The following is a 16,382-nucleotide window of genomic DNA, read 5'->3' as shown; positions in this document are numbered from 1 at the left end:
GCGCCACAACAGTTCATGACGCAGGGATGAACTGCGGTTGTACGACCACCGCCGATGGCGCGCGGGTAGAATGCACGGCCGGCTGCGCCGGCATCGTGCGTCTGCAAATCCGCGAACCTCCCAAGCGTCCTCCGAAGTGTCCACCGTGTCCCCCGCGTCCACCGTGTCTCCGCGCCTGTTGCGCCGGCTCTGGCTGCTATGCCTGATGTTGTTGCCACTGGCGGCATTGGCCGCACCGGTACGCGTGCTGGTGGTCACCACGAATCCCCATCTCTTGCCCGCCGCGCAGGCCGCGTTTCGTGCCGCGCATGGCGATGGCGTGGCTGAACTCGCGTTCACGACACAGGCGCCGGATGCCGCCAGCCTGGCGCGCGCGGACGTCATCTACACATGGTTCGCGCCCAGTGCCGTGCTGCGCGAGATGGCGCCCGGCGTGCGTCGGGCCCGTGCGCGTGGGGCGCTGATACTCGGCGCGCCCGCACAGAGCGTGGATGCGGCGTGGGGCTTCGCGACCGACGCGGCGCAGAACGCCATCGCGCAGCCCTACTGGGAAGCAGGCGGCGCCGACAATCTCGCGGGTTTCCTGGCCTTTGTCGTGGCCGCAAGCCAGCGCGCGCAGGGCGTTGTGCCGATTGCCGTGCCGCCGGTTCGGCCCGCGCCTGCAGCAGGCATCTACCATCCTCGCGCGCCGCAGCCTTTCGCATCGCTCGCGGATTACTTGCGCTGGTATCGGCAGGCGGGCGGCTTGCGCGCCGATGCGCCGCTGGTCGGCATCAGTTTCTATGCCACCAGCTATCGCCAGCGGGACCTGGCCCATGTCGATGCGCTGATCGCCGCGCTCGAACATCAGGGCATCGGCGCTGTGCCGGTGTTCGGCTGGCCGCTGTCAGGGCTCGATGCCATGCTGACAGAGTCGGGCGGCTTGCACGCCGATACGCCGCTGCGCGCGCTGCTGGCGCTGAACCTGACCATTCCCCGCGCCGAGGACAAGGACTGGCTGGCCCGCCATGGCCTGCACACGATCAACCTGCTTGCCACCCGCGACAGCCAGTCTGCGTGGCGCGCCGACGTGCGCGGCATTGCCGGCGAACGGCTGCCGTTGTTGCTGACGGCGCCGGAGCGCAGCGGCGCGACCGAGCCCATCCTGTTTGCGACGCAGGAAGATGCCGATGGCGCCAAGGCCAGCATCGCGGTGCCCGAGCGCGTGGAGGCCGTGGTGGCGCGCGTGCGGCGCTGGATCGAGCTGCAGGACAAGCCCGCGGCTGACAAGCACGTGGCCATCCTCTATTACAACAACCCGCCGGGCCGCGGCAATATCGGCGCAAGCTACCTGGCCACGCTGCCCTCGCTGACGCGGATCCTGCAGCGCCTGAACGAAGCGGGCTATCGCACCGACGATTCGCGATCGGGCAACAATTCACCCGCTCAGTCACCCGCTCAGTTGCCCGATCCAGCCACACTGACCGCGCTGCTCGAGGCCAACGGCCGCAATATCGAAACCTGGTCTCCCGGCGAACTGGACCGCATGGTGCGCGGCGGCCACGTCACGCTCTTGCCGGTGGCGCAGTACCGGCGCTGGTTCGACGCGCTGCCCGCCGCGTTCCGCGCGGCCGTCACGCAAGCGTGGGGGCCGCCCGAGCGCAACCCGCTGATGCTGGTGCGCGATGCACACGGCGCGCCGGCGTTCGCGATTCCGGGCCTGCGCTTTGGCAACGTGTTCGTCGGTCCGCAACCACTGCGCTCGACATTCGCGCGCGCGATGGACACCTCGCACGACACCATCACGCCACCTCCGCATTCGTATATCGCCGCATATCTCTGGTATCGCCACACGTTTGGCGCGGACGCCGTCGTGCACGTTGGCCGTCACGGCACGCTGGAGTGGCTGCCGGGCAAGCAGGTTGGCCAGGCTGGCGATGATAGCTCGGAGGTGCTGCTGGGCGACCTGCCCAACGCCTACGTCTACATCCAGGATGGTGGCGGCGAGGCGATCCAGGCCAAGCGGCGCAGCGCGGCGGTGCTGGTGAGCCATCTGTCGCCATTGCTGGCCAACGCTGGCCAGCCACCCGCGCTGGCCGCGCTCGACGAAGCGATCGAGCAGGAGGAGGCAACGCGCGATGCATCGCCCGAGCTGGCGGCGCAATACCGCGCACAGGCCATCGTGCAGGTGCGCGCGCTCAAGCTCGATCAGCAACTGGGGCTCGATGCCGACGCGCCGTGGGCGTCGATCGAGCCCACGATCCACGCCTTCCTGCACAAGGTGGAGGCGGAGCCGATGCCGCTAGGCATCCACGCGCTGGGCGACATGCCGCCGGCATCGGATCAGGTGGACGCGCTGGTGACGATGCTGGCCGCGCAATTGCGTGGTGACGCCGCGAAGGCCGTGGGCACCGCGCGCCTGCGCCGATGGGCCGGCGAGCTGGTGGGCGCTCAGTTGGGCGATCAGGTGAACGATCAGCTGGGCAAAGCGGCGGCCGCACGCGATCCGTCCACGGACGACCTGCCCGAGTCGCTGCGCGGCCCCGCGCGCGATGCCATCGCCGCTGGCCGGCAATGGCTGGCCGACTTGCGCGCGTCGCCACGGCAGGAGCTCGACGGGCTCGTCACCGTGCTGTCGGGTCGCTATCTGCCGTCGGGTCCGTTGGGCGATCCCGTGCGCACGCCGGACAGCCTGCCCACAGGGCGCAACCTCCACGCCTTCGACGGCGCAAAGATCCCCACGCAGGCGGCATGGCAGCTCGGCAAGGCGATGGCTGACCAGACGCTGGCGCGCTTCCGCGAGGAAACGGGCCGTGTGCCGGAATCGGTGTCGATGGTGCTCTGGTATGGCGAAACGGAGCGCCATCAGGGAGCGATGGAGGCCGAGGCGCTGTACCTGATGGGCGTGGAGCCGGTCTGGAACGCGCGAGGCGGCGTGGAGGATGTCCGGCTGATTCCCGATAGCGCGCTCGGGCGGCCCCGCGTGAACGTGCTGCTGACGATCTCGGGCATCTATCGCGATGGCTTTGGCGACAAGGTGGCGCTGCTCGACAAGGCCGCGCGACTGGCCGCTGCCGCCGGCGACAACGCGGTCAGCCGCCACGACCGTGCGGTGACGGCAGCGCTGACCGACAGCGGTGTCGATCCCGCGCAGGCCGGGCGGCTGGCCCGCGCACGCGTGTTTGCGGCGAAACCTGGCAACTATGCGATCGGCGTGCAGCAGATGGTCGAACAGAGCCGCGATGCGCAGGGCGCGCCGGACGCGCTGGCGCGACAGTATCTGCGCTACATGAACTTTGCCTACTCGGCGGAAGGCTGGGGCGAGAGCGCGCCGGCGGCGCTGGCCAGCCACCTCCAATCCAATCAGGCAGTGCTGTTCTCGCGCGCCAGCACCTTGTATGGCGCGCTGGACAACGACGATACCTACCAGTACGCGGGCGGGCTGACGGCGGCCACGCGCGCCGTCAGCGGCCAGGCTCCGCGTTTCTGGCTGCACAACCTGCGCCGCGTCGGGGATGCGGAAACGGTGGATGCCCGCACCTGGCTGGCCACGGAACTGAACGCGCGCCAGTGGAACCCGAAGTGGATCGGCGCGATGCAGCGTTCGGGCTACGCCGGCGCGCGCGAGATGTTCAAGGAAATCGAGCACCTGTATGGCTTCCAGGCCACGGTGCCAGAGCAGATGTCCGGCGAGTTCTGGCAGCGCACCTACGACGTCTACGTGGCGGACAAGCTCGGCCTCGGCATGGACGACTTCTTCCGCAAGGCGAATCCGCATGCGCAGCAGGGCATCCTGGCGCGCCTGCTGGAAGTGGACCGGCAGGGCAGCTACCGGTTTTCCGAGGCGGAGCGCGCGGAACTGCTGCGGCGCTACGCCGCCTCGGTCGGCCGCGACGGGCTGTCGTGCACCGCCAATACCTGCGGCAATCCGGTGCTGATGGCGCATATCGCGCGGGCGGGTCGGGATGCGCAGGTGAACCTGGACGCGCTACGTGCGCTGGGCCGCCAGCTGGCCGATGCCATGGTGGCGCCCGGGCCGCTGGCGAAGCCGGCCGACGTCGAGCCACCGCGCGCCGGCAAGGCATCCGCGCCCACCCCGGCACCCGCTACGCCATCATCGCCGACGGCATCGGCGATGTTCGTCCCGATGCCGCAGAGGTCCGCCGACGGTGCGGCGCAGCCCGTCACCGGCCAGCGGCTGGAAGTACGCGCATCAGCGGCGGCCGCCCCGGCGGCGACCCACGCCAGCCACGCGATGGCGGCACTCGCACTGGCGCTGCTGGCCGTCGCCACCGGGGCGTTTGTGGAATGGCGGCGCGCGCGGGCGAGGTCGCGATGATCCGCCGTGGATATGCTTTCCGCCGCCAATGGACAGCGCCAGCCGATCTCATTATGCTGGGCGCCTCGTCGCGTTCCGCTCCGCCCTGATGGCGTCCGACGCTGTCGGCATCCATCCAGTTTTCCGCGACCTCATCACGTCACACGGCGCCAGACCCTGCCGCGTCAAGAACCCTACCGGAACCCTCGCATGCAAACGTCCAAGATCCCGGCCACCATCGTCACCGGTTTCCTCGGCAGCGGCAAGACCACCTTGCTGCGTCATATCCTCGACAACGCCAACGGCCGCCGCATCGCGGTCATCGTCAACGAGTTTGGTGAACTGGGCATCGACGGCGAGATCCTGAAGGGCTGCGGCATCGGTTGCGACGATGCGGGCGAACCCACGGGCCAGCTCTATGAACTGGCCAACGGCTGCCTGTGCTGCACGGTGCAGGAAGAGTTCTTCCCGGTCATGGAGCAATTGCTGGAGCGGCGCGACCAGATCGACCACGTGCTGATCGAAACCTCCGGACTGGCGCTGCCCAAGCCGCTGGTGCAGGCCTTCCACTGGCCCAGCATCCGCAACGCGTTCACCGTGGACGCCGTGGTCACGGTGGTCGATGGCCCCGCCGCCGCGGCCGGGCAATTCGCCGCCAATCCCGTGGCGGTGGATGCGCAACGCCGCGCCGATCCCAACCTCGATCACGAATCGCCGCTGCACGAGCTGTTCGAAGACCAGCTTGCCAGCGCCGACCTCGTGATCCTCAACAAGACCGACCTGATGGACGCCGCGCAGATCGCCGGCGTGGAAGCGCTGGTGCGCCCGGAGATTCCGGCCGAGGTCAAGATCGTGCCGTCGCAGGCCGGCAAGCTGGACGTGGCGATGCTGCTGGGCCTGAAGCGCGCATCGGAAGAGACGATCCATCTGCGCGTGGATCACCACGGCAACGCGGACGATCCCGATCACGCCGACCATCATCACGACGAGTTCGACTCCGTGGTGGTGGAGGCCGGCACGGTCGATCGCGAACATCTGCTCGGCGCGCTGCAGCAGCTCGTCGCCGGCCATACGATCTATCGCATCAAGGGCTTCGCCGCGCTGCCGGGCAAGGCCATGCGGCTGGTGCTGCATGGCGTGGGCCAGCGGTTCGACAGCTATTTCGATCGCGCCTGGCGCGCCGGCGAGCCGCAGGGTACGCGTGTGGTGCTGATCGGGCAGGATCTCGACGGCGCGGCGCTGCAATCCGCGCTCGATACCGCGTTGGCTGCCGCGCGCTGATCCATGCACCTGCTGTCCACCCGGCCCGGTGGCTTTGTCGAAGACAGCGCCGTCGTCCTGCGCATCACGCAGACGCCGGGCGACATCGTCATCCTGAGCGCGGCGGATACCACGCTGTCGCTGCTGGCCGAGGCCGTGCCGAAACTCGGCGCGGGCTACCCGAGCGTGCGGCTGGCCAACCAGATGTACCTGCGCCAGCCGGCGTCGCTCGATCTCTACATCGACGACGTCCTGCAGCATGCCCGCGTGGTGGTGGTGGACCATCTCGGCGGCGAAAGCGACTGGGCATACGGACTGGAACGCCTGCCCGAACTGGCGCGTGCGCGCGGACAGTTGCTGGTGATGTTCTCCGGCGACCTGGCCGAGGACGACAACCTCGCGCGGCGCGGCAATGCGCCGGCCGAACTGTCCCACCAGCTATGGCGCTACTTGCGCGAAGGTGGCGCCGGCAACGCCGCGCAGTTTTTCCATTGCCTCGGGCAGCACGCGTTTGGCTGGGGAGAGCCCGCGCTGCCGCCGCAAGTCTTGCCGCAGGCCGCGATCTACCACCCCGCGCACGGGGTGGCCACGGCGGAAGACTGGACGCGCGACTGGGCCGCGCGTGGCGTGGCCGGTGGCCCGGTCGTGGCGCTGCTGTTCTATCGTTCGCATCTGCAGGCCGGTAATACGTTGGTGTTCGACGCGATGATCGACGCACTCTACGCGGCAGGCCTGTGCCCGCTGCTGCTGGCCGTCAGCTCGCTGAAGGAGCCGTTGTGCCGCGAAGTGCTGCAGCGTCTGTGCGACGCGCACGGCGTGGCGCTGGTGCTCAACACCACGGCATTTTCCGTGGCATCGCTCGACCAGGCGGACAAGGCAGGCGAGGCGGGCGACCGGGATGCCCCGCTGGCCAACGACGCACCGGTGCTGCAAGTGATCCTGAGCGGCGGCAATCGCGAGGACTGGCTGCAGGACAGCCAGGGGCTCAGCACACGCGATGTGGCGATGCATATTGCGATGCCCGAGGTCGATGGCCGCATCATCACGCGCGCTGTCAGCTTCAAGGGTCTGGCTTATCGCTGCGCGCTGACGGAAGTGGATGTGGTGCGCTACCAGCCCGATGCGGAGCGCGTGCGCTTTGTGGCGGAGCTTGCGCGCCGCTGGTGCCGGTTGCGAACGTTGCCGAATGCGGACAAGACGCTGGCGCTGATCCTTGCCAACTATCCGGCCAGTGAAGGGCGCATCGGCAATGGCGTGGGGCTCGACACGCCGGCATCGGTTGTGCAGATCCTGTCGATGCTGGCGGCGCAGGGGTATGCCGTGGGTCCGCTGCCCGCCGACGGCGATGCGCTGATGCAGGGCCTGACGCGCGGGGTCACCAACGACCTGGCGCAGCATGCGCTGCGGCCCGCTTTCCAGAGCGTGGCGGTGGCCGACTATCGTCGCTGGCTTGCCGAACTGCCCGTCGCCAGCCAGGAAGCGATTGCCGCGCGATGGGGGGCGCCGGAGGCGGACCCGATGGTGCGCGACGGCCGCTTCATGATCGCTGGCATCCGCACGGGCAAGGTGTTCGTTGGCATCCAGCCGGCGCGCGCGTACGGCGTGGATGACTACGCGAGCTACCACGACGCCGAGCTGGTCCCGCCGCATGGCTATCTGGCGTTCTACTTCTGGCTGCGGCACGTCTTTGGCATCGATGCCGTCGTGCACGTCGGCAAGCACGGCAACCTGGAGTGGCTGCCGGGCAAGAGCGTGGCGCTGTCCGAGGCCTGCTGGCCCGACGCGATCCTCGGGCCGCAGCCGCACCTCTACCCATTTATCGTCAACGACCCCGGCGAGGGCGCACAGGCCAAGCGCCGCGCCCAGGCCGTGATCATCGATCACCTGATGCCGCCGCTGACCCGTGCGGAGAATTACGGGCCCTTGCAGGACCTGGAACGTCAGGTGGACGAGTACTACGAGGCCCTGACCGTCGATCCGCGCCGGGCGCGGCTGCTGCGCAAGGAAATCCTGGCGTCGATCGTCGGCCAGCAGCTGCATCGCGAACTCGGGCTGGAGGCGCCGAGCGGTGGCGAGGAAGAGGATGCGTTGCTGAACCGGACCGATGCCTGGCTGTGCGAGCTCAAGGAGTCCCAGATCCGCGATGGCCTGCACGTGTTCGGCCAGTCGCCGACGGGCCGGCAACGGCGCGACACGCTGGCCGCGCTCGGGCGTTTTCCCGTCGGCAATGGCAAGGACGCGAGCGCGGGGCTGCTCACCGCGCTGGCCGCGGATCTTGCGCTTGGCGATGGCTTCGATCCGCTCGATGCCGACTGGGCCGCACCGTGGACGGGCCCGCGCCCCGCGCTGCTGGCGGCCGTCGATGCCGGACCGTGGCGGCACTACGGCGATACGCGCGAGCGGCTGGAAGCGGTAGCCCTGCAATGCCTGGAGGAGATGGCGGGCGACGTGTCATCGCCGTTGTCGCCGTCGTTGCCATTGCAGATGCCCCGCACGGCGGCGGTGCTGGCGCGATTGCGCGACGTCGTCCTGCCGAGCCTCGACGCTTGCGGACCGCAGGAGCTCACACAACTGGCGCGCGGCCTGGAAGGGCGCTTCGTGCCGCCGGGGCCCAGTGGCGCCCCGTCGCGAGGCCGGCCGGATGTGCTGCCGACAGGGCGCAATTTCTACTCGGTCGATACGCGCGCGGTGCCCACGCGCACCGCATGGACGCTGGGCCTGCGTTCCGCGTCGCAGCTGATCGAGCGGCATTTGCAGGAGCATGGCGAATACCCGCGCGCAGTGGGGCTGTCGGTGTGGGGCACGGCCACGATGCGGACCGGTGGCGACGACATCGCCCAGGCCATGGCGTTGCTGGGCGTGCGGCCCAAATGGGCGCAGGGCAGCCACCGCGTGGTGGACTTCGAGATCCTGCCGATGACGATCTTCGACCGTCCACGCGTCGACGTCACGTTGCGGGTCTCGGGCTTCTTCCGGGACGCGTTTGCGAACCTCGTCGCGCTGTTTGACGCCGCCGTGCGCGCGGTGGCCGAACTCGACGAATCCGAGGACGTCAACCCGATCCGCGCGCGCATGCTGGCGGAGCGTGCCCGGCTGGAAGGTGAGGGCGTGCCGGCCGACGCCGCCCGCGAGCGCGCCGGCTGGCGCATCTTCGGCGCGCGGCCCGGCGATTACGGCACCGGCCTGCAGGCATTGATCGATGGCCGCCGCTGGCAGGACGACGCGGACCTGGCCCACGCCTACCTGCACGCGGGCGGCTATGCCTATGGCCAGCGCGCGGACGGCATCGAGGCGCGCGAGACGTTCGCGACGCGGCTGGCCGCGCTCGACGCCGTAGTGCAGAACCAGGACAACCGCGAGCACGACATCCTGGACGCCAACGACTACTACCAGTTCCAGGGCGGTATGGTTGCCGCAGTGCGCCATCTGGGCGGCAGCCAGCCCGCGATCTATCACGGCGACCACGCCAACCCGGCCGTGCCGCGCGTGCGCACGCTGGGCGAGGAAATCGCGCGAGTGATTCGCACGCGGGTGGTGAATCCCAAGTGGATCGACGGCATGAAACGCCATGGCTACAAGGGCGCGTTCGAAATGGCCGCCACCGTGGACTACCTGTTCGGTTACGATGCCACGGCGCGCGTGGTAGCCGACCACCAGTACGCGCTGGTGGCGGATGCCTACGTCAACGACGCCGCCACGCGCGAATTTCTCGCGCGCCACAATCCGCGCGCGCTGCAGGGCATCTGCGAGCGGCTGCTGGAAGCGATGGCACGCGGACTGTGGCAGGCGCCGGGCGATCAGCGCGAGCGGATCGAGGCGCATTTGCTCGACAACGAGCAGCGGCTGGAAGGAACCCAATCATGAACACCGCGGTACGACCTGTTTTTCCCTTCGGCGCACTGGTCGGACAGGACCGGTTGCAGCTGGCGCTGCTGCTGGCGGCTGTCGACCCCGGCATCGGCGGCGTGCTGGTGACCGGCCCGCGCGGCACGGCCAAGTCCACGGCCGCCCGTGCGCTGGCCGAACTGCTGCCGCACGGCCACTTCGTGACGCTGCCGTTGGGCGCCAGCGAGGAACAGCTGACCGGCACGCTGGACCTGGGTCACGTGCTGCAGGAAGGGCAGGTGCGATTTGCCCCCGGCCTGCTGGCCCGGGCGCACGATGGCGTGTTGTATGTGGATGAAGTCAATCTGCTGCCCGACCCGCTGGTCGACCAGTTGCTCGACGTGGCCGCCAGTGGCGTGAACGTGGTGGAGCGCGATGGGGTCTCGCATCAGCACGCCGCGCGCTTTGTGCTGGTGGGCACCATGAATCCGGAGGAAGGCGAGTTGCGCCCGCAATTGCTGGATCGCTTTGGCCTGGCGCTGGCGCTGGCCAACTACGACGATCCCGCCACGCGGCAGGCCATCGTGCGCGCACGGCTGGCGTTCGATGCAGACCCCGAAGGCTTCTGCGCGGCCGTGGCCACGTCGCAGCGCGAACTGGCGGATCGTGTCGTGCGGGCGCGTGCGGCGCTGCTCGGCTTGACGTTCTCCGATGCGGTGCATGCGCAGGTCAGCGCGCTGTGCCTGGCGGCCGCCGTCGACGGAGTGCGTGCCGACCTGGTGATGCTGCGCGCCGCCCGTGCGCTGGCCGCGTGGGAGGGCGCCGATGCCATCGCGGCGGCCCACGTCGATCACGTGGCGGAATTCGTTCTCCACCATCGCCGCCATGCCGGCGCGCCGCAAACGCCGGGCGCGGATCGACCGGCGGGGCAGGATGCCGGGGAGCCGTCGTCAGCGTCTTCGGCTTCGTCTTCAGCTTCGTCTTCTACATCGTCTTCGGACTCGGCGTCTTCGGCGTCGGCGTCATCCGCTGCGGATCGCGACAATCCGTGGGGCGCCATGCCGCCGCCGGCATCGGCTGGCATTGCCGACGTGAAGCCGCTGAAGCCCTTCCGGGGACCTCACGCAAAAAAAGCCTGAGCCACCGGCAGGCGGCCGCGCCCATCGGGCGGGGCGGCCACCGGTGGCTGGCGCCGCGACAAATTCCGCGATCCGTCGCTCCACGCGGCGATGCGACGGGCACGCGCATCCACTGGCCGCGCACGCTCACGGCCAAGCGGCAGGCGCCGCTTTCCATCGAACATGTGCGCCACCGCCGGGTAGATGCGCGCGCCGGCGTGCTGCATTGCGTGGCGCTCGACTGCTCGGCTTCGATGGCGCATGGCGCACCGCTGGCGCTGGCCAAGGGCGTGCTGTTGCGATTGCTGGAACGCGCCTATCAGTCGCGTGCGGACGCCGCGCTGGTCTGCTTTGCCGCAGGACGCGCCGAGGTGCGCCTGCCGCCCTCGCGCGCGCGGTTGTGGAACGAAGACTGGATCCGTCCCATTAGCGGCGGCGGCGGTACGCCGCTGGCGCTGGGCGTGGCGCGTGCCGATCAGCTGCTGGCGCGCAGTGCGCGGCGGCGCCCGGCGCAGCAACGCTGGCTGTGGCTGCTGACCGATGGCCGCAGCAGCGAGCTGCCGCCCCGGCCAGCCTGGGCCGATCACGTGGTCATCGTCGATGTGGAGCGGCATGCGATGCCGCTCGGCCGCTGCCGGCGGATCGCGGAGGCATGGGGCGCCGCATACCGGGACGCCAGCGACGTCGCCGACCTGGTGAGCTAGCCGAGCCGGACCTCGATCTTGTCGTAGCCGCGCAGCCTGTAGACCGCCAGCGACACCAGCCAGCTCACCACGAACACGCCGATGATCACGTAGCCCAGCATGCCGAAGTGGTCGTTGAGCGCGCCGATCACGTCCCACAGGCCGCCTTCCAGCCCGAGCTTGTCCGCGATCAGCCCCAGAGACTCGATACCGCCGATGACCACGGCGACGACCACCGAGACCAGCGTGATCGTCATGTTGTAGTAGAGCTTGCGGATTGGCTTGGTGAACGCCCAGCCGTAGGCGCCGAGCATCAGCACGCCGTCGGTGGTGTCCACCAGCGACATGCCCGCCGTGAACAGCGCGGGAAACACCATGATGGTCCAGAACGGCACGCCTCGGGCGGCCTCTGCCGCCGAGATGCCGAACAGCGCCACCTCCGTCGCGGTGTCGAAGCCGAGCCCGAACAGGAAGCCCATCGGGAACAGGTGCCAGCTGCGGCTGGCCAGCCGGAACAGCGGGCGGAACAGCCGGGCCATTACGCCGTGCTCGGACAGCAGGAGGTCCAGGTCCTGCGCGCGCAGGGTTTCGCCGCGCTTCACCGCCCGGAACGCGCGCCACACGGACAGCAGGATCAGCAGGTTGAAGAACGCCAGCAGGAACAGGAAGAGGGCGGACATGCTGGTGCTGATCATGCTGCCCACGCTTTTCATCTCGGCAAAGCGCGATTGCAGGGCGGCGGCCGCCAGCGCGATCCCGATCGACATCAGCGTGACCACGGCGGAGTGGCCGAGCGAAAAGAAGAAGCCCACTGCCACCGGGCGCTTGCCTTCCTGCATCAGCTTGCGCGTGACGTTGTCGATGGCGGCGATATGGTCCGCGTCCACCGCATGGCGCAGGCCCAGCGTGTAGGCCAGCACGGCGGAGGCCAGCAGCATCGGGTAGTCGCGGAAGGCGGTCAGCGCCCAGAGCCATGCGCCGATATTGGCGGCGATCAGCAGGCCGTAGAGGGCAATGGTCTTGCGACGGACGTCGGCGTCCTCGTCATTGAAGACGCTGCGCAGGAAGCGAAGGGTGTCGAGCAACATGTATGCGCCTGGTTCGATCTCGGGGCCGATGCCCGGGCGCACGCGTGGGTGAAGAGCGGCCGCGTTGGCGGTCATGTCCCCGCACGCCGCCCGTCCGCGACATCGGTGATGGGATCGGAGGCCGGTATCCGGGCTTGCAGGCGGTGCGCGGCGCATGCCGCGTACCAGGGATCCGCCTTCCCGCGCCAGGGCGCAGTGGCTGCCGGCCATGCCGGCGTGGAGCCTTGAAACCTGCCGACCGTTGCGGGGGCAGCACAGGCCTTGCCACCCTGTTATGCCTGGGGGCGGCGCACCTGTTTCCCGTTTAACCCTGGCGGCCTGTGGCCGATTCGGGCACCTTCAATCGGATGCCATTTCTGGCGACGGCCATTGTAGACGCGCTGGTTGTCCGGCGAAGAACTTTTTCGCGGGTCGCCGCAATCCGCACTTTCCCGCCATCCTTTGGTGGGGCTAAAGTCCCGTGGGGGTCCTGCCGTTAGCCCACCGATAGCCCCATAGAGCGACGAGTCGGGGTACAACGAGGAGCGGAAAGGCATCATGGCTTGGGATAACTTGAGTATGCGGACTCGGCTGGGTGCCGCACTTGGCGTGGTCGTGCTGTTGGTGGCGGTCATGATGACGATTGCGCTGGGGCGGATCGGCGACCTGGAAAAACGCGCGGGCGCGGGGGCCGACAAGCCGGCCGTCACCGCGCAAGCCGTTGCGGCGGACGACGACAATACGCGCACCTGGGTCCTCGGCCTTGGTGGCGCGGTGCTGATCGTCAGCGTGGTTTGCTGGTTCCGGCTGGTGCGCGCCATCGAGGAGCCGCTCAAGGAGGCCGAATTCATCGCCGAAACGGTGGCGGCGGGCGACCTCAGCAAGGAGTTCGAGACCGAGCGCGGTGGCGACTTCGGCCGCCTGCTGGGTGGGCTGGGCGAGATGGAAGACATGCTGACGGACCTGGTCACGCGCATCAAGTCGGCCAGCGATTCGATCTCGTCGGCCTCGCACCAGATCGCCGCCGGTAACACCGACCTGTCGCAGCGGACGGAAGAACAGGCTGCGACGCTGGAGGAAACCGCGTCGAGCATGGGCGAGTTGACGTCGATGGTGAAGCAGAACACCGAACGTGCCCGCACGGCCAACGGGCTGGCGGAGTCCGCGTCGGGCATTGCCGAGCGTGGCGGCGCGATCGTCGGCAATGTGGTGCAGACCATGCAGGCGATCAGCGCGAGCTCGCGCAAGGTGACGGACATCATCGCCGTGATCGAGGGCATCGCCTTCCAGACCAATATCCTGGCCCTGAACGCTGCGGTGGAAGCCGCGCGCGCGGGCGAGCAGGGGCGCGGTTTTGCCGTGGTGGCCGGCGAGGTCCGCACGCTGGCCCAGCGCAGCGCGGCGGCCGCCAAGGAAATCAATGTGCTGATCAGCGATTCGGCCAAACAGGTGGATAGCGGGTCGACGCTGGTTGGGCAGGCGGGCCAGACCATGGCAGAGATCGTGCAGGCCGTGCGTCGCGTGACGCAGATCCTGGGCGAGATTGCGCTGGCATCCGAGCACCAGAGCAGCGGCATCGCGCAGGTCAACGAGGCCGTGATGCAGATGGACGACGTGACGCAGCAGAACGCCGCGCTGGTGGAGCAAGCGGCCGCGGCGTCGTCGGCGCTGGCCGAGCAGGCGCAGCAACTGCAGAAGGTGGTGGGCGAATTCAAGCTCGAGCCGGACGAGCCTGCCCGCCCGGCATCGCGCACGGCCCTGGGGTTCAGCGGGCAGCCGGCAAGAACCTGACGAGCGCGTCGGTCACGGCGGCCGGCTGTTCCTCGGCCACCCAGTGACCGGCACCGTCGATGATGACGGCCTGCACGTTGGTGGCCACGTTGCGCAGGTGGTCGCCGATGATCGGGCCGAAGCTGCCGGCGCCGCCCACGCCCAGCACGGGCATGGTCAGCTTGCGCTGGGCAAACTGCTGGTTCTGCTTCGCATCCTGCGGGAAGGCCCGGTAGTACTCGAATCCGGCGCGCAATGCGCCAGGCATGGCGTACGCCCGCGCGTACGTGTCTTCCGCTTCCGGCGTGAACGCCCGCGCATTCACGGCTTCCGAGTTGTGGAACCACTTCAGGTATTGCAATTCCCGCCCTGCGATCAGCATCTCGGGCACGTCCTGCACCTGATAGAAGCGGAAATGCCACGTGCGCGGGCTCTGCACCAGCTGGTCCCACGGCGCAACGCCAGGCAGCGGTACGTCCATGATCGACAGCGTACGCACCGCGCCCGGATGTTGCGCGGCATAGGCGTAGGCCACCATCCCGCCGAGGTCGTGGCCCACGACGTTGACCACGGGGCCGAGTTGCAGCGTCTGCACCAGCGCGTGGATGTCTTCTGCGACGCTGGCCTTGTCATAGCCCGTGGCCGGCTTGGCCGTATCGCCCAGCCCGCGCAGATCTGGCGCCAGCACCGTGTAGCCGCGCGCCACCAGCTGCGGCATCACGAAGCGCCACATGTATGACGTGGAGGCCCAGCCGTGCAGCAGGACGACGGTCTGGCTGCCGCCGCGTGCCAGCAGGTAGTGATAGCGCACGCCGTTGACGTCGGCCTTGCCGTCCTGGATTTTCGCGGTGGCTTCCGCGATCCGCGCGGCCGGAATGGTTGTGTCCGCGGCGTGGGCCTGGCTTTGCCAGGACGCGCCGCCAAGCGCCAGCGCCGTGGCCACCATCGCGGAGATCAGAGTGATACGCATGGTCGGTTCCTTCGAATCCGGAAATCAAGTGAGCGGAAAGTGAGATAGGGACTACGCGTACAAGCGTACGGAGGCGGGCCCGGCAAGACATGCCGTGGCCGCGGTGGAAACGTTCGAAATGATTGGACGAGCTGGCCCTGGACGATCGACGAGGACTCAGGTCAGGCGATCCGTGCGGAGGTAGGCGATCACCGGCGCCCAGAATGCGGGGATGTGCGGCGGGTCGATCGCGGCGTTGTGGGGCAGGTCCTCGAATATCTCCAGCCGGCTTGGACCCCGCGCCATGCGGGCGAGATGCTCGCCGTGGCTGAACGGAATGGTGGCGTCGGCCCGGCTATGAATCAGCAGCACCGGCAGGTTCAGCTTGCGGATGCGTGCGGCGTTGTTCCAGGGGTCCGGCAGCATCCATGCAAGCCAGCGCGGTACGCGCCCCGTGGCCACCGCGGCGGCGCGGGCCGAGCGAAAGCCGGCGCCAATGATCGCGCCGTCAGGCGGGGGCTGCAGGCGGCCGGCGATATCCAGCAGGATGCCGCTGCCCAGCGAGAAGCCCATCACGTGGTGCCGGCAAGCGTCCGGCGTGGCGGCGACGAACTGGGTGTAGGCCGCGTGCGCATCCTGCCGCAGGTTGCGCACGGTGGGACGGCCGGTGCTGGCGCCATAGCCGCTGTAGTCGAACACAAAGGATGTGATGCCGGCGGCGTGGAGCATGGCCTGGACGGGGGCCCAGTCGGACAGGCATTCCTGGTCGCCATGAAAGACCGCCAGCGCGGGGGCGTGGGGATCGGGGGCGGCCACGAAGCAGGCCTGGAGTTTGCGGTCGCCGCTCGTAAAGGTGTATTGGCGGGACGGCACGCCAAGGGCCTCGGCGGTCAGTTCGCCGAGCGGGCAGGTGACAAAGGCGTCGCGCTCCATCGCGCGGAAGATCAGCATCCGCCCGAAGCCAGCCGCCAGCGCCAGTCCGGCCACCCCGGCGGCGCCGGCCAGCCAGCGGGTGCCGCTGCGGGAAGTGACGGGTGAAGGAGTCGACGGCATTGCGCGTCATCGGGGTGGGGGCGGATGTGATAACCCTAGCACTTGCGCGAACAAATGACAGGGCGAAGCACGACGGATCGCCACGGGAAGGTAGGGAGTTGGCGCTTGTCGTTGCGATATTTTCCGCGAGAAATCAAGGGTTTGAGGCGGTCATTGCGGATAGCTATCTGACCGATTGGAAACTTTTTGCGCCACTTCGCAAATTCGTCCTTGCTTATCTATCTAGTAGTAGATAATATTCGAGCCATGGACAGCGCTGCATCGCCCCGGCAACAGCAACACCCCCCGGCAAGCAGCTCCGCTCCACGCAACACCAGCAGTTTGTCAGTACCGGGAGGCGGTCTTTTTTTTAGCCCGCCC

9 protein-coding genes and 1 riboswitch are annotated in these 16,382 nt (G+C 68.7%); of the genes, 6 read left to right on the top strand and 3 right to left on the bottom strand.

The features are described 5' to 3' along the window. Window positions 1-145: 145 nt before the first annotated feature. The 5 genes from AC1DOX_RS07830 to AC1DOX_RS07810 all read left to right on the top strand — a co-directional run bounded on the left by AC1DOX_RS07830 (window position 146) and on the right by AC1DOX_RS07810 (window position 11,204). Window positions 146-4,318: a cobaltochelatase subunit CobN gene (locus AC1DOX_RS07830; RefSeq protein WP_477114001.1), complete on the top strand. Its 4,173-nt coding sequence runs from the start codon at window positions 146-148 to the stop codon at window positions 4,316-4,318. Window positions 4,319-4,507: 189 nt separating this feature from the next. Further along, the gene (gene cobW, locus AC1DOX_RS07825) at window positions 4,508-5,578 is read left to right on the top strand and encodes a cobalamin biosynthesis protein CobW (RefSeq protein ID WP_441616865.1); all 1,071 of its coding nucleotides are present in this window, start codon (window positions 4,508-4,510) and stop codon (window positions 5,576-5,578) included. 3 nt (window positions 5,579-5,581) lie between these two features. Further along, window positions 5,582-9,421 carry a cobaltochelatase subunit CobN gene (gene cobN, locus AC1DOX_RS07820; protein ID WP_477112336.1) on the top strand — a complete coding sequence of 1,280 codons (3,840 nt, stop codon included), beginning with the start codon at window positions 5,582-5,584 and terminating at the stop codon, window positions 9,419-9,421. Next, entirely contained in the window at window positions 9,418-10,521 is a 1,104-nt protein-coding gene (locus tag AC1DOX_RS07815; protein WP_441616869.1) for a magnesium chelatase ATPase subunit I, read from the top strand. Before cobN ends, AC1DOX_RS07815 begins: the two co-directional genes overlap by 4 nt. A 164-nt stretch (window positions 10,522-10,685) precedes the next feature. Next, window positions 10,686-11,204, top strand: coding sequence for a vWA domain-containing protein (locus AC1DOX_RS07810; RefSeq protein WP_441616871.1), 519 nt, complete (start codon window positions 10,686-10,688; stop codon window positions 11,202-11,204). Here the strand turns inward: AC1DOX_RS07810 and AC1DOX_RS07805 are convergent. After that, window positions 11,201-12,271 (bottom strand): HoxN/HupN/NixA family nickel/cobalt transporter, encoded by a 1,071-nt coding sequence (locus AC1DOX_RS07805; RefSeq protein WP_092137345.1) that lies wholly within the window; start codon window positions 12,269-12,271, stop codon window positions 11,201-11,203. The genes AC1DOX_RS07810 and AC1DOX_RS07805 overlap by 4 nt on opposite strands. Window positions 12,272-12,373: 102 nt before the next feature. Continuing rightward, a riboswitch (cobalamin riboswitch) is annotated at window positions 12,374-12,627 on the bottom strand. A 202-nt stretch (window positions 12,628-12,829) separates the two neighbouring features. On the opposite strand from AC1DOX_RS07805, the gene AC1DOX_RS07800 reads away from it, so the two are divergent. Beyond that, window positions 12,830-14,041 carry a methyl-accepting chemotaxis protein gene (locus AC1DOX_RS07800; RefSeq protein WP_441616922.1) on the top strand — a complete coding sequence of 404 codons (1,212 nt, stop codon included), beginning with the start codon at window positions 12,830-12,832 and terminating at the stop codon, window positions 14,039-14,041. Here AC1DOX_RS07800 and AC1DOX_RS07795 read toward each other — a convergent pair. Both AC1DOX_RS07795 and AC1DOX_RS07790 read right to left on the bottom strand, forming a co-directional pair. Beyond that, a complete protein-coding gene (locus AC1DOX_RS07795; RefSeq protein ID WP_441616873.1) occupies window positions 14,016-14,990 on the bottom strand; it encodes an alpha/beta fold hydrolase in 975 nt (324 codons plus the stop codon). The two genes, AC1DOX_RS07800 and AC1DOX_RS07795, sit on opposite strands and share 26 nt — an antisense overlap. 156 nt (window positions 14,991-15,146) lie before the next feature. Further along, window positions 15,147-16,022 (bottom strand): alpha/beta hydrolase, encoded by an 876-nt coding sequence (locus tag AC1DOX_RS07790; protein ID WP_441616875.1) that lies wholly within the window; start codon window positions 16,020-16,022, stop codon window positions 15,147-15,149. Window positions 16,023-16,382: the final 360 nt, after the last annotated feature.

It is taken from the genome of Cupriavidus sp. 01L415 (assembly GCF_056400065.1).
The sequence above is the reverse complement of the archived record's forward strand: the minus strand, read 5'-3'. Positions and strand labels throughout refer to the sequence as shown.

Bases quoted from the DNA above. Each gene is read 5' to 3' on its own strand.
- cobW (WP_441616865.1), top strand. From the start codon at position 4,508: ATGCAAACGTCCAAGATCCCGGCCACCATCGTCACCGGTTTCCTCGGC.
- AC1DOX_RS07815 (WP_441616869.1), top strand. From the start codon at position 9,418: ATGAACACCGCGGTACGACCTGTTTTTCCCTTCGGCGCACTGGTCGGA.
- AC1DOX_RS07805 (WP_092137345.1), bottom strand. From the start codon at position 12,271: ATGTTGCTCGACACCCTTCGCTTCCTGCGCAGCGTCTTCAATGACGAG.
- AC1DOX_RS07800 (WP_441616922.1), top strand. From the start codon at position 12,830: ATGCGGACTCGGCTGGGTGCCGCACTTGGCGTGGTCGTGCTGTTGGTG.
- AC1DOX_RS07795 (WP_441616873.1), bottom strand. From the start codon at position 14,990: ATGCGTATCACTCTGATCTCCGCGATGGTGGCCACGGCGCTGGCGCTT.
- cobN (WP_477112336.1), top strand. From the start codon at position 5,582: ATGCACCTGCTGTCCACCCGGCCCGGTGGCTTTGTCGAAGACAGCGCC.
- AC1DOX_RS07790 (WP_441616875.1), bottom strand. From the start codon at position 16,022: ATGCCGTCGACTCCTTCACCCGTCACTTCCCGCAGCGGCACCCGCTGG.